The 18,042-nt window shown below is 72.8% G+C and carries 18 protein-coding genes and 2 tRNA genes; 13 read left to right on the top strand and 7 right to left on the bottom strand.

Annotated features, from left to right (window positions below; translation table 11 throughout):
* Positions 1–6: 6 nt before the first annotated feature.
* From ACZ58N_RS04775 to ACZ58N_RS04765, 3 genes are all read left to right on the top strand, one after another.
* Positions 7–80: transfer RNA gene (locus ACZ58N_RS04775), tRNA-Met, on the top strand.
* Between the two features lie 224 nt (positions 81–304).
* Complete coding sequence (locus ACZ58N_RS04770; RefSeq protein ID WP_471155625.1) at positions 305–2,161, top strand: tetratricopeptide repeat protein; 1,857 nt, start codon at positions 305–307, stop codon at positions 2,159–2,161.
* A gap of 124 nt (positions 2,162–2,285) precedes the next feature.
* Positions 2,286–2,359: transfer RNA gene (locus tag ACZ58N_RS04765), tRNA-Met, on the top strand.
* Positions 2,360–2,542: 183 nt separating this feature from the next.
* Here the strand turns inward: ACZ58N_RS04765 and ACZ58N_RS04760 are convergent.
* Positions 2,543–2,962 carry a Fur family transcriptional regulator gene (locus tag ACZ58N_RS04760; protein ID WP_471155622.1) on the bottom strand — a complete coding sequence of 140 codons (420 nt, stop codon included), beginning with the start codon at positions 2,960–2,962 and terminating at the stop codon, positions 2,543–2,545.
* A 130-nt stretch (positions 2,963–3,092) separates the two neighbouring features.
* On the opposite strand from ACZ58N_RS04760, the gene ACZ58N_RS04755 reads away from it, so the two are divergent.
* Complete coding sequence (locus tag ACZ58N_RS04755) at positions 3,093–4,562, top strand: catalase (RefSeq protein WP_471155619.1); 1,470 nt, start codon at positions 3,093–3,095, stop codon at positions 4,560–4,562.
* 98 nt (positions 4,563–4,660) lie between these two features.
* Here the strand turns inward: ACZ58N_RS04755 and ACZ58N_RS04750 are convergent, their stop codons facing one another.
* Entirely contained in the window at positions 4,661–5,053 is a 393-nt protein-coding gene (locus ACZ58N_RS04750) for a CBS domain-containing protein (protein WP_471155616.1), read from the bottom strand.
* 170 nt (positions 5,054–5,223) lie between these two features.
* Complete coding sequence (hisN, locus tag ACZ58N_RS04745) at positions 5,224–6,027, bottom strand: histidinol-phosphatase (protein ID WP_471155613.1); 804 nt, start codon at positions 6,025–6,027, stop codon at positions 5,224–5,226.
* A 124-nt stretch (positions 6,028–6,151) separates the two neighbouring features.
* Between hisN and ACZ58N_RS04740 the strand changes: the two genes are divergently transcribed.
* Positions 6,152–6,769 carry a TetR/AcrR family transcriptional regulator gene (locus ACZ58N_RS04740; RefSeq protein ID WP_471155611.1) on the top strand — a complete coding sequence of 206 codons (618 nt, stop codon included), beginning with the start codon at positions 6,152–6,154 and terminating at the stop codon, positions 6,767–6,769.
* On the opposite strand, the gene ACZ58N_RS04735 is transcribed toward ACZ58N_RS04740, so the two are convergent.
* The 4 genes from ACZ58N_RS04735 to ACZ58N_RS04720 all read right to left on the bottom strand — a co-directional run bounded on the left by ACZ58N_RS04735 (position 6,735) and on the right by ACZ58N_RS04720 (position 10,309).
* A complete protein-coding gene (locus ACZ58N_RS04735; RefSeq protein ID WP_329099136.1) occupies positions 6,735–7,058 on the bottom strand; it encodes a DMT family transporter in 324 nt (107 codons plus the stop codon). The two genes, ACZ58N_RS04740 and ACZ58N_RS04735, sit on opposite strands and share 35 nt — an antisense overlap.
* A 115-nt stretch (positions 7,059–7,173) precedes the next feature.
* The gene (gene rsgA / locus ACZ58N_RS04730) at positions 7,174–8,184 is read right to left on the bottom strand and encodes a ribosome small subunit-dependent GTPase A (protein WP_471155609.1); all 1,011 of its coding nucleotides are present in this window, start codon (positions 8,182–8,184) and stop codon (positions 7,174–7,176) included.
* An 8-nt stretch (positions 8,185–8,192) separates the two neighbouring features.
* A complete protein-coding gene (aroA, locus tag ACZ58N_RS04725) occupies positions 8,193–9,542 on the bottom strand; it encodes a 3-phosphoshikimate 1-carboxyvinyltransferase (protein WP_471155607.1) in 1,350 nt (449 codons plus the stop codon).
* A 53-nt stretch (positions 9,543–9,595) separates the two neighbouring features.
* Positions 9,596–10,309, bottom strand: a complete 714-nt coding sequence (locus tag ACZ58N_RS04720; RefSeq protein WP_471155606.1) for a M50 family metallopeptidase — start codon at positions 10,307–10,309, stop codon at positions 9,596–9,598.
* A 53-nt stretch (positions 10,310–10,362) separates the two neighbouring features.
* Between ACZ58N_RS04720 and ACZ58N_RS04715 the strand changes: the two genes are divergently transcribed.
* The 8 genes from ACZ58N_RS04715 (at position 10,363) to def (ending at position 18,016) form a co-directional block, all read left to right on the top strand.
* Entirely contained in the window at positions 10,363–11,178 is an 816-nt protein-coding gene (locus ACZ58N_RS04715; RefSeq protein ID WP_471155604.1) for an SOS response-associated peptidase, read from the top strand.
* A 28-nt stretch (positions 11,179–11,206) separates the two neighbouring features.
* Positions 11,207–11,875, top strand: a complete 669-nt coding sequence (locus ACZ58N_RS04710; RefSeq protein ID WP_471155601.1) for an alpha/beta hydrolase family protein — start codon at positions 11,207–11,209, stop codon at positions 11,873–11,875.
* A 319-nt stretch (positions 11,876–12,194) separates the two neighbouring features.
* A complete protein-coding gene (locus ACZ58N_RS04705) occupies positions 12,195–12,839 on the top strand; it encodes a sigma-70 family RNA polymerase sigma factor (RefSeq protein WP_266576354.1) in 645 nt (214 codons plus the stop codon).
* Positions 12,836–13,138, top strand: a complete 303-nt coding sequence (gene rsrA, locus ACZ58N_RS04700; RefSeq protein WP_136213975.1) for a mycothiol system anti-sigma-R factor — start codon at positions 12,836–12,838, stop codon at positions 13,136–13,138. The genes ACZ58N_RS04705 and rsrA overlap by 4 nt, the downstream gene beginning before the upstream one ends.
* Positions 13,139–13,341: 203 nt before the next feature.
* Entirely contained in the window at positions 13,342–14,901 is a 1,560-nt protein-coding gene (locus tag ACZ58N_RS04695) for an HD-GYP domain-containing protein (RefSeq protein ID WP_471155598.1), read from the top strand.
* The gene (locus ACZ58N_RS04690; RefSeq protein ID WP_471155595.1) at positions 14,898–16,214 is read left to right on the top strand and encodes an HD-GYP domain-containing protein; all 1,317 of its coding nucleotides are present in this window, start codon (positions 14,898–14,900) and stop codon (positions 16,212–16,214) included. Before ACZ58N_RS04695 ends, ACZ58N_RS04690 begins: the two co-directional genes overlap by 4 nt.
* A gap of 102 nt (positions 16,215–16,316) precedes the next feature.
* Positions 16,317–17,312: a tetratricopeptide repeat protein gene (locus tag ACZ58N_RS04685; protein WP_389711653.1), complete on the top strand. Its 996-nt coding sequence runs from the start codon at positions 16,317–16,319 to the stop codon at positions 17,310–17,312.
* 68 nt (positions 17,313–17,380) lie between these two features.
* The gene (gene def / locus ACZ58N_RS04680) at positions 17,381–18,016 is read left to right on the top strand and encodes a peptide deformylase (RefSeq protein ID WP_471155592.1); all 636 of its coding nucleotides are present in this window, start codon (positions 17,381–17,383) and stop codon (positions 18,014–18,016) included.
* The last annotated feature ends 26 nt before the right edge of the window (positions 18,017–18,042 follow it).

Here is an 18,042-nt window from a genome sequence, read left to right as displayed (position 1 = left end):
CACCGACGCGGGGTGGAGCAGCTCGGTAGCTCGCTGGGCTCATAACCCAGAGGTCGCAGGTTCAAATCCTGTCCCCGCTACTGAAGACGAAGGCCCGGATCCCATGGGATCCGGGCCTTCGTCATGCCCGGATCGGCGCGTGGGGGCCGTGCGGGGTGATTCGGGGAACACGAGGTCACCGGGGCGGGTGAGTTGAGGCCGGAGCGTGTTTGACTTGTCTCTCTGTGGGCATGTCGACAAAACGCTGTAGTGACCTCACTGGCTGCGACATACCAGGTGTACGCGGGTAGCAGGTGATGCGACGATGGGATTTATGGGGGACAGGTCAACTCTGCTGGAGACAGGGCGGTTTGTGAGGGCGGAGACCGAGTCGGTCACGGAAGCCGGTGGGGCGGCTCAGGTCGTTGACGCGCACAACGCACTGACCGATGCGGCGTTCGCGGAAGAAGCGTTCGGAGAGGCCGAGGGAGCCACCGACGCCGAGCTGGAGGCACGCCATCGGGTGGCCGCCGACAAGGGCGACCCCGGAGCCATGAGTGTGCTCGGAGCCCTCCTCCTGCGCCGCGGTGACCTCGCCGGGGCCGAACCCTACCTGCGCGGCGCCACCGGGGAAGGGGACCGCGCCGCCGCGAACAACCTCGGAGTACTCCTGCACCAGCGCGGTCACCCGGACGAGGCCGCCGGCTGGTGGCGGGTCGCCGCCGTCGCGGGATCCGCCCCCGCCGCGCACGCCCTGGGCCGCCACTACCGCGAGCGCGGCGACGAGCCGGCCGCCGAGTACTGGATGCGCCAGGCGGCGGAGTCCGGCCATGCCCTGGGCGCCTACGGCCTGGCCGACCTCCTCGAACACCGAGGGGACAAGGGCGTCGAGCGCTGGTTCCGGGCCGCCGCCGAGCAGGGGCACCGCGAAGCGGCGTACCGGCTCGCGCGGCACCTGCGCAAGGGCGACCCCAAGGAGGCCGAGCAGTGGTACCGGCAGGCCGCCGCGCGCGGCCACCGGCGGGCCGGCCTGCACCTGGGCGCCCTGCTGGAGGCCCGCGGCGAACTGAAGGAGGCCGGTCGCTGGTACCTGAGCTCGGCGAAGCAGGGCGAGGCCCGGGCGGCCTGCGCCCTCGGCTTCCTGCTGCGCGACGCCGGTGACGAGGAGAGCGCCGCGACCTGGTGGCACCGGGCCGCGCAGGACGGCGACGGCAACGCCGCGAACGCCCTGGGCGCCCTGCACGCCGCCCGCGGGGAGACCCAGACCGCGGAGCGCTGGTACCGCGCCGCCATGGACGCGGGCGACCAGAACGGGGCGTACAACCTTGCTCTGCTGTGCGTCGCCCAGGACCGGACGGCGCAGGCCGAGCAGTGGTACCGCCGTGCCGCCTACGCCGGGCACCGCGAGGCCGCCAACGCCCTCGCCATCCTGCTCCTCCAGGGCGGGGACGCGGCCGGGGCCGAGCCCTGGTTCTCCAAGGCGGCCGAGGCGGGCAGCGTCGACGCCGCCTTCAACCTCGGGATCCTCTTCGCCAGCCGGGACGAGGACCGCACGGCGCTGAAGTGGTACGAGCGGGCCGCCGCGGCCGGACACACCGACGCGGCGCTCCAGGTCGGCATCGCCCTCGTGCGGGACGGCGCCGAGCGCGCCGCCGAACGGCACCTGCGCTGCGCGGCGGGCGGTGGCAGCGCGGAGGCGGCCTTCAGGCTGGCCTCCCTGCTGGAGTCGCTGGCCCCGCCGCCCGAGCCGGTGGCGTTGGGCGAGCCGGCCGGCGGGGCCGCCCGGACCGAGAGCGAGGAATGGTACGAGCGGGCCGCCGAGCAGGGGCACCGCAGGGCCCAGGTGCGCGTCGGCATGCTGGCCGCCGCCCGCGGCGACCTGGCCGTGGCGGCGCGGTGGTACCGGGAGGCGGCGGAGGCCGGTTCCCGCAACGGCGCCTTCAACCTCGGGCTGCTGCTGGCCCGTGAGGGCAGCGAGCCCGAGGCCGCCCTGTGGTGGACCCGGGCGGCGGTCGCCGGCCACGGCCGGGCCGCCCTGCGGCTGGGGCTGCTCGCGGCCCGTCACGGGGACCTCTCGGAGGGGCAGAAGTGGTGTGTGCGGGCCATGGAGCTGGGGCCGGCCGAGGTGTCGGAGCGGGCCGCCAGACTGCGTGACGCGCTGGCCGAGGAGCTCTCGGCCTGATCCGGACCCGGGTCGCGCCGGCACCCGATCCGGGTCCGCCGGGCCCGGGGCGCACCCCGCCCGGGTGCACCCGTTAACCGATTTGCATCTGCCGTCGACCTCCCCGTACAGTGAGGTTTACCGACGCGGGGTGGAGCAGCTCGGTAGCTCGCTGGGCTCATAACCCAGAGGTCGCAGGTTCAAATCCTGTCCCCGCTACTGAAGGCTCAAGGCCCGGATCCCATGGGATCCGGGCCTTGAGTCGTTTCCGGGTGCAAGTCGCGACGGCGGTGAGCGCACACGGGACGCGACGGGTGCGAAACGTGACGGGCGCGAAACGAGCGGCGCCGGTCGGGGCTGTCCGCCCCGACCGGCGCCGCTTTCGCGTCCGCGCTCTCGCGGCTAGGCGCCCGCGCAGTTCGGGCACACGCCGCGGTACGTCACCTCGACCGCCGAGATCGCGAAGCCGAAGCGTTCGCCGTCGGGCAGGTCGGCCAGCGGGTCGCCCGCCGGGTGGACGTCGCGGATCGCGCCGCACTGGGCGCAGACCAGGTGCTGGTGGGGCCGGTGGGCGTTCGGGTCGTACCGCTTCGCCCGGCGGTCCGTCGAGACCTCCAGGACCTCGCCGAGGCTCACGAGCTCGCCCAAGGTGTTGTAGACCGTGGCTCTAGAGATCTCGGGCAGTTTGGTCACGGCGCGCGCGTGCACCTCGTCCGCCGTCAGGTGGACGTGGTCGCCGTCGAGCACTTCGGCGACGACGCGCCGCTGGGCGGTCATGCGCCAGCCGCGTCCGCGAAGTCGTTCCAGCAAGCGGTCACTCATGGACGCCAGCCTAACAGCGAGGCGATTCGGTGTAGATCCCGAACCGGTGCGGAATTGGATGCTTACTTGACTTAGACAATGTCCATTGTAGGATCGGTTTCGGCAAACGCCAAGGACAGGACGAGCAGTAATGACGCAGGAGGCGCACGTGACGCAGGGACCGCTCACCACGGAGGCCGGGGCTCCGGTCGCCGACAACCAGAACAGTGAGACCGCCGGCGTCGGCGGACCGGTTCTCGTCCAGGACCAGCTCCTGCTGGAGAAGCTCGCCCACTTCAACCGCGAGCGCATCCCGGAGCGCGTGGTGCACGCCCGTGGCGCCGGTGCCTACGGCACCTTCACCCTCACGCGTGACGTCTCCCGGTGGACGCGGGCGAAGTTCCTGTCCGAGGTCGGCAAGGAGACCGAGACCTTCCTGCGCTTCTCCACCGTCGCGGACAGCCTCGGCGGTGCCGACGCCCGCCGCGACCCCCGCGGCTGGGCGCTGAAGTTCTACACCGAAGAGGGCAACTACGACCTCGTCGGCAACAACACCCCGGTCTTCTTCATCCGGGACGCCATCAAGTTCCCCGACTTCATCCACACCCAGAAGCGCGACCCGTACACGGGCTCGCAGGAGCCGGACAACGTCTGGGACTTCTGGGGCCTGTCGCCCGAGTCCACGCACCAGGTGACCTGGCTGTTCGGTGACCGCGGCATCCCGGCGTCCTACCGTCACATGAACGGCTACGGCTCGCACACGTTCCAGTGGAACAACGAGGCCGGCGAGGTCTTCTGGGTCAAGTACCACTTCAAGACCGACCAGGGGATCAAGAACCTCACCCAGGCCGAGGCGAACGCCCTCGCCGGTGAGGACCCGGACTCCCACCAGCGCGACCTGCGCGAGTCCATCGAGCGCGGCGACTTCCCGTCCTGGACCGTCCAGGTCCAGATCATGCCCGCGGCCGAGGCGGCGGAGTACCGCTTCAACCCGTTCGACCTCACCAAGGTGTGGCCGCACGAGGACTACCCGCCGATCGAGATCGGCAAGCTGGAGCTCAACCGCAACCCGGAGAACGTCTTCGCCGAGGTCGAGCAGTCCATCTTCAGCCCGGCGCACTTCGTCCCCGGCATCGGACCCTCCCCGGACAAGATGCTCCAGGGCCGCCTCTTCGCGTACGGCGACGCCCACCGCTACCGCGTCGGCATCAACGCCGACCACCTGCCGGTGAACCGCCCGCACGCCACCGAGGCGCGCACCAACTCCCGTGACGGCTTCCTGTACGACGGCCGCCACAAGGGTGCGAAGAACTACGAGCCCAACAGCTTCGGCGGTCCCTTCCAGACCGACCGGCCGCTGTGGCAGTCCACCCCCGTCACCGGTGGCACGGGCAACCACGCCACCCCTTCGCACTCCGAGGACGACGACTTCGTCCAGGCGGGCAACCTGTACCGCCTGTACTCCGAGGACGAGAAGACCCGTCTGATCGAGAACCTCTCGGGCTTCATCGCCAAGGTCTCGCGCGACGACATCGCCGAGCGGGCCATCAACAACTTCCGCCAGGCGGACGGCGACTTCGGCAAGCGGCTGGAAGCCGCGGTCCAGGCCCTTCGCGGCTGATCGGTCCGCTTGTCGTGGCAGGCCGCCGGGCCGGAACCCCCAGTCGGGGTTCCGGCCCGGCGGCCGTTTCCGGCTGCGCGCGTACGGTGGAGTGAGGGTCAGGCGGGGACGGTGCGCCGGGCCGGCGCCCAGCAGCGGACGACGTCGCGCACGGACACGATGCCCACCGGGCCACCGTCCTCCAGCACGATCAGGTGGCGGAAGCCGCCGTGGACCATGGCCTCGGCCGCTTCCCGCAGGGTGGCGTCCGGGGTGCAGAAGACCACGTTGTTGGTGGTGTGCGCGCCCACGGACTCGCGGTCGGGATCCTGCCCCGCGCCGAGGGAGTTGAGGATGTCGCGCTCGGTCAGGATGCCTATGCCGCTGTGGTCGGGATCGAGGACGACGGCCGCGCCGACGCGCCGGCCGGACATCAGGCAGGCCGCCTGACGCAGGGTGTGCGCGGGTCCTAGGGTGAGGATCACGGTGCTCATGGCGTCACGGACGAGCATGGAGAGAGCCACCTCCTGGGGGTGAGCCCCCCGCTTGGGTGAGGTGCTCCGGCGAGGCGTTCCTTCGAGAAACGCTTCACAAGCGCACAAGCGGGGGGATCCTCAGATTCCCACGGCGGCGGAGGGTCAACAAGGGGGCGTGCTCGGCGCACTCACCGGCGTGCGGAAGGTCAGGCGCGGGGCCGGAGCAGCTCCAGCATCTCCTCGTGCAGCAGGCCGTTGGAGGCCGCGGCGTTCCCGCCGTGCACCCCGTCCGTCCCGTCCAGGTCGGTGAAGCGGCCCCCCGCCTCCTCGACCACGACCGCCAGCGCGGCCATGTCCCACAGGCTCAGCTCGGGTTCGGCGCACAGGTCGAGGGACCCCTCCGCGACCATCATGTACGGCCAGAAGTCGCCGTAGCCGCGGGTGCGCCAGCACGCGCGGGTCAGGTCCAGGAAGCCGGGCAGCCGGCCCTGCTCCTCCCAGCCGCTCAGCGAGGAGTACGCGAAGGAGGCGTCGCCCAGGGTCGCGACCTTCGACACCCCTAGGGCAGTGGTCCCGCCGAGGGCGCCACCCGTGAAGGCCCCCGAACCCTGGGCGGCCCACCAGCGCCGACCCAGCGCCGGGGCGGAGACCACCCCGACGACCGGCCGGAACACCCCGTCGGCGCCCTCCGCCGTGAGGGAGATCAGCGTCGCCCACACGGGGACCCCGCGCACGTAGTTCTTCGTACCGTCGATCGGGTCGACGACCCAGCGGCGCGGGCCCTCGCCCTTGAGGCCGTACTCCTCGCCCAGGATCGCGTCGGACGGCCGCGCCGCCAGGATCCCGGCCCGGAGGATCTCCTCGGTGGCGGTGTCCGCCTCGCTCACCGGGGTCATGTCGGGCTTCGTCTCGACCGCCAGGTCCAGGGCGCGGAACCGCCGCATCGTGGCGGCGTCGGCGGCGTCGGCGAGCTCAAGGGCAAGGCGCAGGTCATCGTCATACTCGGGCATGTCCGAACAGTATCGACACTGCGGGGGACCGGCGAACGGGTCCCACAGTGCGGCCGGTAGGCGCCCTTGACAGAATCTGTCGCTCCGTCAACTCTGGCTCCGAGCCTATCGGGGGGAGACGGCGATGCCTGCGGCGCGCGAGTCCTTGCTGCGAGCGGCGGAGGCCGCCCTGTCCGCCCACCCCTGGCCCGCCGTGCGGATGACCGAGGTGGCGGCCGTCGCCGGGGTGTCCCGGCAGACCCTCTACAACGAGTTCGGCGGAAAGGGCGGCCTCGGCCGCGCCCTGGTCCGCCGGGCGGCCGATCGTTACCTCGCCGGCGTGGACCGGGCCCTGACCCCCGACGCCCCGGCCCCCGATGCCGCCCGGAACCCGGCCGTCGCCGCCGAACGGCTGGCCGCCGTCGCCGAGTGGACCGTACGGGAAGCCCGGGAGCGGCCCCTCGTACGGGCCCTGCTGACCGGGTGCTGGGACGGGGCGCTGCCCTCGCCGCCCACGATGGGCCTACGGCCGGGGCAGGCGGCGCCCGGGCCCGCGGAACTGGTGCGCGCCGTCAGCGAGCGGGCCGCGACCGCGCTCGCGCCGGAGCCGGCGCAGCACTGCGAGCTCGTCGTACGGCTGGCGCTGTCCTACGTCCTCGCGCCCTGCGCGGACGACGCGGGCCCCGGGCCGCTGCTGCGGCTCACGGGAGCCGTGCCCGCGGCGGCGGTCAGTGGGCCGAACCGGACAGCTGGAGTCCGATGACACCGAGGATGACCAGCGAGATCGAGACGAGTTTCAGCGTGGAGACCAGGTCCCCGAGGAAGACCATGCCGTAGATCGCGGTGCCGGCCGCGCCGATGCCCGTCCACACCGCGTACGCCGGACCGACGTCCAGCTTCTTGAGCGCGAGCGTCAGGAGGCCGAAGCTGCCGAGCGCGAAGCACGCGAAGGCGATGGTGGGCCACAGGCGGGTGAACCCGTGGGACAGCTTGAGGCAGACCGCGAAACCGGTCTCCAGGAGTCCGGCGACCACGACCAACAGCCACGCCATGGCTTGTGCCTCCCCGCGTCAGGTGACGTCGTGTCACTTGGTGCGATGAGCATTTATCCCGATGTGACCTCCGGTAAACCCGGGCCCACCCCGCCGGACGACCCCGCGGACGGGGTCAGTCGCCCTCGCGGCGCTCCCGCGTCTGCAACAGCCGGCGCAGCGAGTACAGCCGTGCCGGGTCGGCCTGGCCCTTCTCCACCCAGGCGTCGAGCGCGCAGTCGGGCTCGTCGTGGCTGCACGCCCGCGGGCAGTCCTCCGTCCCGGGCACCAGGTCCGGGAAGGCCAGGATCACCCGGGACGGGTCCACGTGGTGCAGGCCGAAGGAGCGAACACCCGGGGTGTCGATGACCCAGCCGTCGCCGGAGGGCAGCGGCAGGGCCAGCGCCGAGGTCGTGGTGTGCCGGCCGCGGCCGGTGACCGCGTTGACGTGACCGGTGGCGCGCTGGCGGCCCTCGGCGACCAGCGAGTTGACCAGCGTCGTCTTGCCGACGCCCGAATGACCGACGAAGGCGGTGATCCGACCGTTCAGGCGCTCGCGCACCCGCTCGGCGGCGTCGCCCGTCGCCAGCTCCTCCCGGTTGGTGACGACGTAGTTCAGGCCGAAGGTCGAGTAGATCTCCAGGATCTTGTCGGCCGAGGTCAGGTCGGACTTGGTGAGCACGAGCAGCGGCTCCAGCCCGGCGTCGTACGCGGCGACCAGGCAGCGGTCGATCATCCGGGGCCGGGGCTCCGGGTCGGCCAGCGCGGTGACGATGGCCAGCTGGTCGGCGTTGGCGACGACGACCCGCTCGTACGGGTCGTCGTCGTCCGCGGTGCGCCGCAGGACCGACTTGCGCTCCTCGATCCGCACGATGCGGGCCAGGGTGTCCTTCTTGCCGGTCAGGTCACCGACGATCCTGACCCGGTCACCCACCACCGCGGCCTTGCGGCCCAGCTCGCGCGACTTCATGGCGTGGACGGTCCGGTCCTCGACCAGACAGGTCAGCCTGCCGCGGTCGACGGTCAGGACGAAGCCCTCCGAGGCGTCCTCGTGCTTGGGCCGGATGTTCGTCCGCGGCCGGTTGCCCTTGGGGTTCGGGCGCTGGCGGATGTCGTCCTCGTCGGTGTTCTTGCCGTACCTGCGCATGACGGGCCCTACGCTCCCGCTCCCCGCGGCGTTCCGCCGAGCATGTCCGCCCACATCGCCGGGAAGTCCGGCAGGGTCTTCGCCGTCGTCGCCACGTTCTCGATCTCCACGCCCTTGACCGCGAGGCCGATCACCGCGCCGGCGGTGGCCATGCGGTGGTCGTCGTAGGTGTGGAACACGCCGCCGTGCAGCGGGCGGGGGCGGATGTGGAGGCCGTCGGCCGTCTCGGTGACGTCGCCGCCCAGACCGTTGATCTCCGCCGTCAGGGCCGCCAGGCGGTCCGTCTCGTGCAGTCGCAGGTGCTGGACGCCGCGCAGCACCGACTCCGAGTCGGCCAGCGCCGCGACCGCCGCGATGCCGGGGGTCAGCTCGCCGACCTCGCCCAGGTCGACGTCGATTCCGTGGATCTTTCCGGTGCCGGTGAAGACCAGGCCGGCGTCGGTCAGCTCGCAGGAGCCGCCCATCTCGGTGAAGATCCGACGCAGCGCGTCACCCGGCTGCGTGGTGCGGCGCGGCCAGTCGGGGATGGTGACCGTGCCGCCCGTGATCAGCGCCGCGGCCATGAACGGCTGGGCGTTGGACAGGTCCGGCTCGACGACCATGTCGCGGCCGAGCAGCGCGCCCGGCGCGACCCGCCACACGTTCTTCTCGCCGCCGGCCTCGGGGGTGTCGACCTGGGCCCCGGCCGCCCGCAGCATCTCCACCGTCATCCGGATGTGCGGCATGGACGGCAGGGTCGCGCCGGTGTGCCGGACCTCGACGCCCTGGTTGAAGCGCGGGGCGGAGAGCAGCAGCGCGGAGACGAACTGGGAGGAGTTGGACGCGTCGATCTCGACCGTGCCGCCCTCCAGGGCCCCGCCGCCCTGGACGGTCATGGGCAGCGCGCCCCGGCCGTCGTCGTCGATCCGGGCGCCGAGGGCGCGCAGGGCGTTGATGACCTCGCCGAGGGGGCGCTCGTAGGACCGCGGGTCGCCGTCGAAGCGGATGTCGCCGGTGGCCAGGGTCGCGACGGGAGGCAGGAAGCGCATGACCGTGCCCGCGTTGCCGACGTCGACGGTGGCCGGGCCGTGCAGGCCCGCCGGGATGATCCGCCAGGCCTCGCCGCTGTCCCCGTCGGTCGAGCTGGAGGCGACGGTCTCCTCGATGCCGACGCCCAGCGCGCGCAGCGCGTCGGACATCAGTTGCGAGTCGCGCGAGCGCAGCGGGCGGCGCACCCAGCCCGGTTCGGAGGCGAGGGACGCGAGCACGAGCGCGCGGTTGGTGACCGATTTCGAACCCGGCACGGTGACGGTGGCGTGGACGGCCCCGTCCGCGAGGGGGGCGGGCCAGAGGGCGTGGAGCGCGGGGGTCTCGGTCATGGCCTCCACTTTAGTGGCTTCCCCGGACCCCAGATCTTGATCGTGGTCCCGTCTCAGAGGCCGAGAAGCCTGGTCCCGCCCCCGACGAGCGAGCACAGCGCGACGATGTGGAAGAACAGCAGCCAGACGATCGGGTGCACGTGGGTGAGGCGCCCCAGCTGGTCGGCGTCGGAGTCGGGCGCCCCGCCGTGCCGCCGCTTGGCCTGGAGCTCGAAGACCGGCCGGACGCCGCCCAGCAGCAGGAACCACACCACCGCGTACGCGAACACCGCCTGCACCTCGGACGGCGCGAACCAGGACACCAGGACGAAGACGGCGCCGGTCAGCACCACCGTCAGCACCCCGTACGCGTTGCGGATCATGATCAGCATCACGGCCAGCAGCGCGGTCGCCACCCACAGCAGCAGCGTGATGCGGTGCGCGGAGAGCAGCACGGCCCCGCCCAGGCCCAGGAGCGACGGCGCCGTGTACCCGGCGGCGGCCGTCAGGATCATGCCGAGCCCGTAGGGCTTGCCGCGGCTGACGGTGACCCCGCTGGTGTCGGAGTGCAGGGTGATGCCGTCGAGTCGGCGCCCGGACAGCAGGGCGATCAGTCCGTGGCCGCCCTCGTGCGCGATGGTCACGGCGTTGCGGGCGACCCGCCACACCGGACGGACGGCGACGACGGCCAGCGCGACCAGGCCCGCCGCGACCACCAGCTTCCAATCCGGTTCCGTCTGTATCCCGGTGAGCCGGTCCCAGATGCCGGCCGTCGTGGTGCTGTCCATGAAGTGGCGGACTCCTTGCGGTGGTGGGCGGATGCCATGGCAGTGTGTCAGCCATGTGCGGAAGGTTTGCGGCGAGTCGTACGCCCGAGGAGCTGGCGGGAATATTCGGCGTCGAGCGGTGGGAGCCGCAGGAGACGTTGGCCCCCGACTGGAACGTGGCCCCGACCAAGGAGGTCCACGTCGTCCTCGACCGTCCCCTCAAGGACGCGGCGGACCCGCGTCCGGTTCGCCAGCTGCGGACGCTGAGGTGGGGGCTCGTGCCGTCCTGGGCGAAGAGCCCCGAGGGCGCCGCACGGATGATCAACGCGCGGTCGGAGACCCTGCACGAGAAGCCGTCCTTCCGGCGGCCCTTCGCACAGCGCCGCTGCATCGTTCCCGCCGACGGCTACTACGAGTGGGTCACCGCCCACGACGAACGGCAGTTGGAAGTGGAGGGGAAGCGCAAGCGGGCCCGCAAGCAGCCCTACTTCGTGCTCCCCACCGACGGCTCGGTCTTCGCGATGGCGGGCCTGTACGAGTTCTGGCGCGACCGGACCCTGCCGGACGAGCACCCCCTCGCCTGGTGGGTGACCTGCTCGGTGATCACCGCCGAGGCCGAGACCGGGCCGCTGGGCGCGGCCCCCGCCGAGGGGCCGAAGTCGCTGTCCGACATCCACCCGCGGATGCCGCTGATGCTCACCCCGGACCGCTGGGACGCCTGGCTGGACCCCGCCCGCACCGACGAGGCCGGCCTGCGGGAGCTGCTGGCGCCGCCGCCGGGCGGGCTGATGCGCGCCTACCCGGTGTCCACCGCCGTCAGCAACGTCCGCAACAACGGCCCGGAGCTGCTGGGTGAGCTCGCCGCGCCGGAGGAGGGCACGCTCTTCTGACCCGGCCCGACCCGGCATGATCGGCCCCATGACACCGGAGCGCGCCGTGACCACCGAGAGCGTCGACACCCCGGCGGGCGAGGCCCGCATCACCTGGCACCCCGCCCGCCGGGCCCGGCTCGTGCTCGCCGTGAGCCACGGGGCCGGCGGCGGGATCGAGGCCCGGGACCTGAGGGCCCTGGCCGCCGCACTGCCGCCGCTGGGGGTGGACGTCGCCCTCGTGGAGCAGCCCTGGCGGGTCGCCGGGAAGAAGGTCGCCGCCGCGCCCAAGGTGCTCGACGAGGGCTGGCGGGGCCTGTGGCCCGCGCTGGCCCGGCCCGGGCTGCCCGTGGTGGCGGGCGGGCGCAGCGCCGGGGCCCGGGTGGCCTGCCGGACCGCCGCCGAACTGGGCGCGGTCGGGGTGCTCGCGCTGGCCTTCCCGCTGCACCCGCCGGGGCGGCCCGAGAAGTCCCGGGCCGCGGAACTCCTGGACGCCGGTCGGCCCGTGCTGGTGGCGCAGGGCGGCCGGGACCCGTTCGGGAGGCCGGAGGAATTCCCGGAGCCGGTCGGGCCGGACCCGTACGAACTGGTCGAGGTGCCGTACGGGGACCATGGTTTCGCGGTGCCGAAGAAGGCCGGTCCGACGCAGGAGGAGACCCTCGCGGTGATCACCGGAGCGGTGGCCGAGTGGCTCGCCCGGCTCAGTGCGGGGGAATGACCTGACACATCTGCGGGTGATCCCGCTCACCCGCCTTTCGTGATGCCCGGGCCGTACCGGAAAAGGCCTGCGGGGCCCGGGAATGCGGGGCCCCGGGGCCCTGTTGTGGGGAGTGTCGGTACACACGGGAAACACGTCGGAGGAGAGGGACCGCATGGCCCAGGTCATCAGCCAGAACCGTCCGCAGGCCGCTGACCTGGACTGGACCGTTCTGCCCGGACCGAAGCGCGCTTCGCTTCGGGCGGCGGAAGGCCGGGATGGTCGACTATTCTCCGATTCGAGCGGATCCGCTTTCGGAGCCGCCACGCTGTCGGAGGAGGTGGGTCCTGTCGCTGGGACCGACGAAGGCCAGGCGCAGGAGACTACTCCGGAGCGCAATGCGCGCTTCGAGCGGGACGCCCTCGGCTACCTCGACCAGATGTACTCCGCCGCGCTGCGCATGACGCGCAATCCGGCGGACGCCGAGGACCTGGTCCAGGAGACGTACGCGAAGGCGTACGCGTCCTTCCACCAGTTCCGCGAGGGCACCAACCTGAAGGCGTGGCTGTACCGCATTCTGACCAACACGTTCATCAACTCCTACCGCAAGAAGCAGCGCGAGCCGCAGCGCAGTGCCGCGGAGGAGATCGAGGACTGGCAGCTGGCGCGCGCCGAGTCGCACATGTCGACCGGATTGCGTTCCGCGGAATCGCAGGCGCTCGATCACCTGCCCGATTCCGATGTGAAGGAAGCGCTCCAGGCCATTCCGGAGGAGTTCCGCATCGCGGTCTATCTTGCCGACGTAGAGGGCTTTGCGTACAAGGAGATCGCGGACATCATGGGTACACCCATCGGTACGGTCATGTCGCGACTGCACCGTGGCCGCCGTCAACTCCGCGGAATGCTGGAGGACTATGCCCGTGAACGCGGGCTGGTCCCGGCCGGCGCGGGAGAGTCGAACGACCTGAAAGGCTCGGGCTCATGAGCTGCGGAGAGCCGCACGAGACGGAGTGCGCCGAGGTCCTGGACCATCTCTATGAGTTCCTGGACCACGAGATGCCGGACAGTGACTGCACGAAGTTCGAGACGCACTTCGGCGAGTGCAATCCCTGCCTGGAGAAGTACGGCCTGGAACAGGCCGTCAAGAAGCTGGTGAAGCGCTGCTGCGGGTCGGACGACGTGCCGTCCGATCTGCGCTCCAAGGTCATGGGTCGGATCGAGTTGATCCGCTCGGGTCAGGCCGTGCCCGATCACGACGTGACCGCGGGGCCGGCCCCCGGTTGAACCGCCGGCGGCTGAATGGTCGCCGCTTCGACAACCGCCCCCGGAAGGGCACTTCGTTCACCCGAAGGTGCTAATCCGGGGGCGTCCGTACGGCGCAATGTGCAAATGGGCCACGCTCCGTTCGGAGGCCGCCCTATTCTCCCCTCCCGGTACCGGTTCGTTTCCGGTATCCGGCCTGTGCGTCACGGGGGGAGGGGAACGCCATGCGGGTACTTCCGCCGGCCGCGCGCGTCTGCGTCCTGTCCGCGGTCCTCGCCGCCCTCGCCTGCGTCGCCCCCGCCCTGACGGACGCCTCGACGCCGTGGGGGGTGGTCGCGCCCGCCGCCGCGCTCTACCTCGGCTGCGAACTCGTCCGGATCCGCCCCCTGTCGGGCCACCGGGCCCCCGAGGGCATCGGCTCCTTCTTCCCCGTCGTGCTGGCCGCCGTCTTCCTGCTGCCGCCCGCCGCCGCCGCGCTCGTGGCCGTGCCCGGCGGGCTCGCGCAACCGGTGGTCCGCCACTCCGCCGGGGTGCGGCGCGTGTGGCACGCCGCCCAGCAGGCGGTGGCCGCCTGGGCGGCCGGGCAGCTCTTCGGCCTCCTCGGCGGCCGACGGGCGATCGGCGCCGCGTCCGGTTCGGGGGCCGGGGGATCCGGACCGCCGGACGACGCGGGACGCACGATCGACGCGGCCGGCTGGCCGGCCGACTTCCCCTGGGCGATGCTCCCCGCCACGGCCGCCGCCGTCGCCTTCTGCCTCGTCATGGTCGCCCTCGACGGGTTGGTCCTCGCCGCCGCCGAACGCCGCCCCGCGGCCACCGCCTGGCGGGGCCTGCTCACCCGATCCCTCCTGCCGCACTGCGTCCACGGGCTCGCCGGACTGATGATGGCCGTCATGTGGCGCAGCCCGTACGGACTTCCGGCCGCGCTGCTCGTCCTGCTGCCGATGTACATCTCCTGCTGGGTCTTCGCCCAGTACCACCGCGAACACGCCGCCCACCAGGCCACGATCCGGGCCCTCGTCCAGGCCGTCGACATCAAGGACCGCTACACGCGCGGCCACAGCGAGCGGGTCGGGCAGGCGTCCGCGATGATCGCCCGGGAACTGGGCATGGTCGACGACCGGCTGGAGACCGTCCGCATCGCCGGGATCCTCCACGACGTCGGCAAGCTCGGGGTGCCGACCCGACTGCTGCGCAAGGACGGGCCACTGACCCCCGAGGAGCGCCGCGTCATCGAGCTGCACCCGGAGTACGGCCACGAGATGGTGCGCGGCATCGGGTTCCTGGGGGAGGCCCGCGCCGCGATCCTGCACCACCACGAGCGGGTGGACGGTTCCGGATACCCGTACGGGCTCAACGGCGAGCAGATCCCGGTGCTGGCCCGGGTGGTGGCGGTGGCCGACTCCTTCGACGCGATGACCTCCACCCGCTCCTACAGCCGGGCCCGCCCGGTGCCCGTCGCCCTGGCCGAGCTGGAACGCTGCGCGGGCTCCCAGTTCGACCCCGCGATGGTCCGGGCCCTGGTGGGCGCCATCGGCCGGTACGGCTGGCACCCGGTGGTCACCTCCGACGACGACCTCCGGGTCATCGGCCCCGCCCCCGACACCGCACGCTCCGGGCCGCCGCCCGGGAGCCGCGAGGGCGGGCCCGGCGCGGGCGCGGCGACCCCGGCCCCGCGGTCGGACGCCGGGACCGGGTCCGGCGTCGGGGCCCCCGGGCCGCGGGAGGCGCTGCCCGGAGCCGCCGGAGCCGGTGACGGGACCGGCCCCCGGGGCGCGCGGTGAGGGCGGCCACCGCACCGGTCGTCCACGCGGCCGCCGCCCTGCTGGCCCTGGCCGGACTCGGCCACACCCTGTGGTGGGGCGTCGCCGAACCCGGCGTCGCCCTCGCCTTCGGCACCCTCGTCGCGGTCGGCGAGCTCGCCCGCCGCCACCCCGGCCACGCCCCGCGCACCGGGACGGGCACCGCCCCGCGCGGTGCGGGCGCCGGGCCGCCGCCGGCCGAGGACCGGCACCCGGCGCCGCTGGGCTCCGCCGGGGCGCTCGCCTACGCCCTGCTCGGCCAGAACGGCGGACACTCCACCCACCACGGGGTCCTCCAGACCATCACCGTCGTCGTCGCGGCGGCCCTCGTCGGGATCGTCCCGCACGTCGCCCGCGGCCGTGGGCCCGCCCTCGACCACGTGGCCCGGCGGGTCCTCACCGTCGCCTTCGCCGCCGTCTGCTTCCAGCCCCTCTACAACTCCGGGCGGCTGGGGGAGTGGATCGGGCAGGGCCCGTACCTCGTCGTGTTCCTGCTGTTCCTGCTCGGCCTCACCGCGCTGTGCGACTCCGTGCTCGCCGCCGCCCTGGCGGGGGCCCGCACCGGCTGGCCGTACGGTCCGCTGCTGTGCGACGAGCTGCGCGCGCAACTCGGCATCGGCTCGGCGATCTGCGCCTCCGGCGTGGTGATGACCCTCGGGGTGGCCGTGGCAGGCCTGTGGGCCCTGCCCGTCTTCAGCGTGCCGCTGCTGCTGACCCAGATGTCCTTCCATCGGATCGCCGCCGTCCGCACCACCTACCGCCAGACCATCACCTCGCTGGCCCGGGCCACCGAGATCGCCGGTTGCACCCCGCCCGGCCACGCGCGCCGGGTCGCCGCGCTGAGCCGCTCGGTCGGCCGGGAGCTGGGGCTGTCGGAGCGGGAGCTCACGGTGCTGGAGTACGCGGCGCTGATGCACGACATCGGCCAGCTGTCCCTCGTCGATCCCGTGCCGTGCGGGGCCACCGCCGAGCTGCCCGCGGCCGAGGCCAGACGGATCGCCGAGCTCGGCGGCGAGGTGGCCCGCCGGACGGGAGTCCCCGCCGAGGTGGCGGTGATCGTGGAGCGGCAGGCGGATCCGTACCGGGACCAGCCCGTCGCCGCCCGGATCGTGCGCGCGGTGAACGCCTACGACGACCTGGCGGCCGGGGCCCGTCACCCGGGCGGCTCCCTCGCGGCCCTGGAACGGCTGCGGCTGGGCACCGGGCACGACTACGAGCCCGGTGTCGTGGAGTCCTTGGCCAGGGTTCTGGCCAGGGGCGGGCGGAGCCGAGTCGTTCCCGTTCCCCCGGGGTAACCCATGGGTAATGAGCGGGCGTCCGAGCGGGCATGGTTGGATGCAGTAGGAGTGTCCGTGAGGGTGTCCGCAAGGCTGCACCGGGACCGGCAGGCGGGAATCGTGAGGATCTTCGGGAAGGTACGGCATCGGCCCTCCGCCTCGTGGCGGCAGGCCACCGACCGCGCGTTCACGCTGATCGGTGACGGGCGGTACGAGGACGCGGGCGCGCTCCTGACCAGAGCGGCGGACCTGGAGCCCTGGCTGTCGGAGTCCTGGTTCAACCTGGCGCTGCTGCACAAGTTCCGCCACGACTGGGAGCAGGCACGGGCCGCGGGCCTGCGTGCCGTGGCGCTCCTGGACCGTGAGGCGGGCGCGCCGGACTGGTGGAACGTCGGCATCGCCGCGACCGCGCTCCAGGACTGGCCGCTGGCCCGGCGGGCCTGGCAGGCGTACGGGCTGAAGGTGCCCGGGGACCCCCACAGCAGTGCGGGGACGGGCGAGCCGGTGGGCATGGAGCTGGGCAGTGCCGCGGTGCGGCTGTCGCCCGAGGGCGAGGCCGAGGTGGTGTGGGGCCGGAGGCTCGATCCGGCCCGCATGGAGGTCCTGTCGATCCCGTTGCCCTCCTCGGGGCGGCGCTGGGGCGAGGTCGTCCTGCACGACGGTGTTCCGCACGGCGAGCGGGTCACCTCGGCCGGACCTTCGTACCCCGTGTTCGACGAGATCGAGCTGTGGGCACCCTCCCCGGTGCCGACCTGGGTGGTGCTGCTCGAAGCGGCCTCCGAGGCGGACCGCAACGCGTTGGAGCAGTTGGCCTCGGACGCGGGCTTCGCCGCCGAGGACTGGTCCTCCTCGGTCCGGCTGCTGTGCCGGACCTGTTCGGAGAGCGCGATGCCGAGCGGCGAGTCCGCCGGTGACCACCTCGACCCGCACGACCACAGCGAGCCCGGTCACCCCGGCCCGCTGGGCCACCGCACCGCGGGCTCCGGCCCGCTGTGGGTGCCGGAGCGGGAATGCGGCATCGCGGCCCCGGCCGGTCTGGTGCGAGGGCTGCTCGACGGCTGGGTGGCCGACAGCCCGGACAGCCGGGAGTGGCGGGATCTCGAAGAAGTCTGCTGAGTGCGGGCCGTAGGCTGTACCGGTCACATCGGTGGCTCGGGCGAATCTACGGAAGGCGTACGGCGGACATGGCGCAGCAGGAGAACCAGGTGGTCCCGGTCGACGACGAGGGCTGGGTCGTGGACACCGAGGACTGTGAGGCGCGCGAGCTCGCCCACCGCGAGCGGGGCACGTCCCGCCCGATCACGGTGGTCGGCAACCCGGTGCTGCACCGGGAGTGCAAGGACGTCACCGAGTTCGGCGCGGAGCTCGCGCAGCTCATCGACGACATGTTCGCCAGCCAGAAGACCGCCGAGGGCGTGGGCCTGGCCGCCAACCAGATCGGCGTGGACGCGAAGGTCTTCGTCTACGACTGCCCGGACGACGACGGCAAGCGCCACACCGGTGTCGTCGTCAACCCGAAGCTGGTCGAGCTGCCGGCCGCCGGCCGCGTGCTGGACGACTCGAACGAGGGCTGCCTCTCCGTCCCGACCGCCTACGCGGCGCTGGCCCGCCCGGACTACGCCGAGGTGACCGGTCAGGACGCGCAGGGCAACCCGATCAAGGTCCGCGGCACCGGCTACTTCGCGCGCTGCCTCCAGCACGAGACGGACCACCTGTACGGGTACCTGTACATCGACCGGCTCTCCAAGCGCGACCGCAAGGACGCCCTGCGCCAGATGGCCGAGAACACCCCCCGCTACGAGGTCGTCCCGAACGACTGATCCCGCGCCCGCTCGACCGCGAGGGC

The sequence above is a fragment of the Streptomyces sp. NPDC040432 genome (assembly GCF_055595445.1).
The sequence above is the reverse complement of the archived record's forward strand: the minus strand, read 5'-3'. Positions and strand labels throughout refer to the sequence as shown.

What these genes read in the sequence shown, in the direction of transcription:
- ACZ58N_RS04770 (WP_471155625.1), top strand. Translation starts at nt 305, where the DNA reads ATGGGATTTATGGGGGACAGGTCAACTCTGCTGGAGACAGGGCGGTTT.
- ACZ58N_RS04760 (WP_471155622.1), bottom strand. Translation starts at nt 2,962, where the DNA reads ATGAGTGACCGCTTGCTGGAACGACTTCGCGGACGCGGCTGGCGCATG.
- ACZ58N_RS04755 (WP_471155619.1), top strand. Translation starts at nt 3,093, where the DNA reads ATGACGCAGGAGGCGCACGTGACGCAGGGACCGCTCACCACGGAGGCC.
- ACZ58N_RS04750 (WP_471155616.1), bottom strand. Translation starts at nt 5,053, where the DNA reads ATGCTCGTCCGTGACGCCATGAGCACCGTGATCCTCACCCTAGGACCC.
- hisN (WP_471155613.1), bottom strand. Translation starts at nt 6,027, where the DNA reads ATGCCCGAGTATGACGATGACCTGCGCCTTGCCCTTGAGCTCGCCGAC.
- ACZ58N_RS04740 (WP_471155611.1), top strand. Translation starts at nt 6,152, where the DNA reads ATGCCTGCGGCGCGCGAGTCCTTGCTGCGAGCGGCGGAGGCCGCCCTG.
- ACZ58N_RS04735 (WP_329099136.1), bottom strand. Translation starts at nt 7,058, where the DNA reads ATGGCGTGGCTGTTGGTCGTGGTCGCCGGACTCCTGGAGACCGGTTTC.
- rsgA (WP_471155609.1), bottom strand. Translation starts at nt 8,184, where the DNA reads ATGCGCAGGTACGGCAAGAACACCGACGAGGACGACATCCGCCAGCGC.
- aroA (WP_471155607.1), bottom strand. Translation starts at nt 9,542, where the DNA reads ATGACCGAGACCCCCGCGCTCCACGCCCTCTGGCCCGCCCCCCTCGCG.
- ACZ58N_RS04720 (WP_471155606.1), bottom strand. Translation starts at nt 10,309, where the DNA reads ATGGACAGCACCACGACGGCCGGCATCTGGGACCGGCTCACCGGGATA.
- ACZ58N_RS04715 (WP_471155604.1), top strand. Translation starts at nt 10,363, where the DNA reads ATGTGCGGAAGGTTTGCGGCGAGTCGTACGCCCGAGGAGCTGGCGGGA.
- ACZ58N_RS04710 (WP_471155601.1), top strand. Translation starts at nt 11,207, where the DNA reads ATGACACCGGAGCGCGCCGTGACCACCGAGAGCGTCGACACCCCGGCG.
- rsrA (WP_136213975.1), top strand. Translation starts at nt 12,836, where the DNA reads ATGAGCTGCGGAGAGCCGCACGAGACGGAGTGCGCCGAGGTCCTGGAC.
- ACZ58N_RS04695 (WP_471155598.1), top strand. Translation starts at nt 13,342, where the DNA reads ATGCGGGTACTTCCGCCGGCCGCGCGCGTCTGCGTCCTGTCCGCGGTC.
- def (WP_471155592.1), top strand. Translation starts at nt 17,381, where the DNA reads ATGGCGCAGCAGGAGAACCAGGTGGTCCCGGTCGACGACGAGGGCTGG.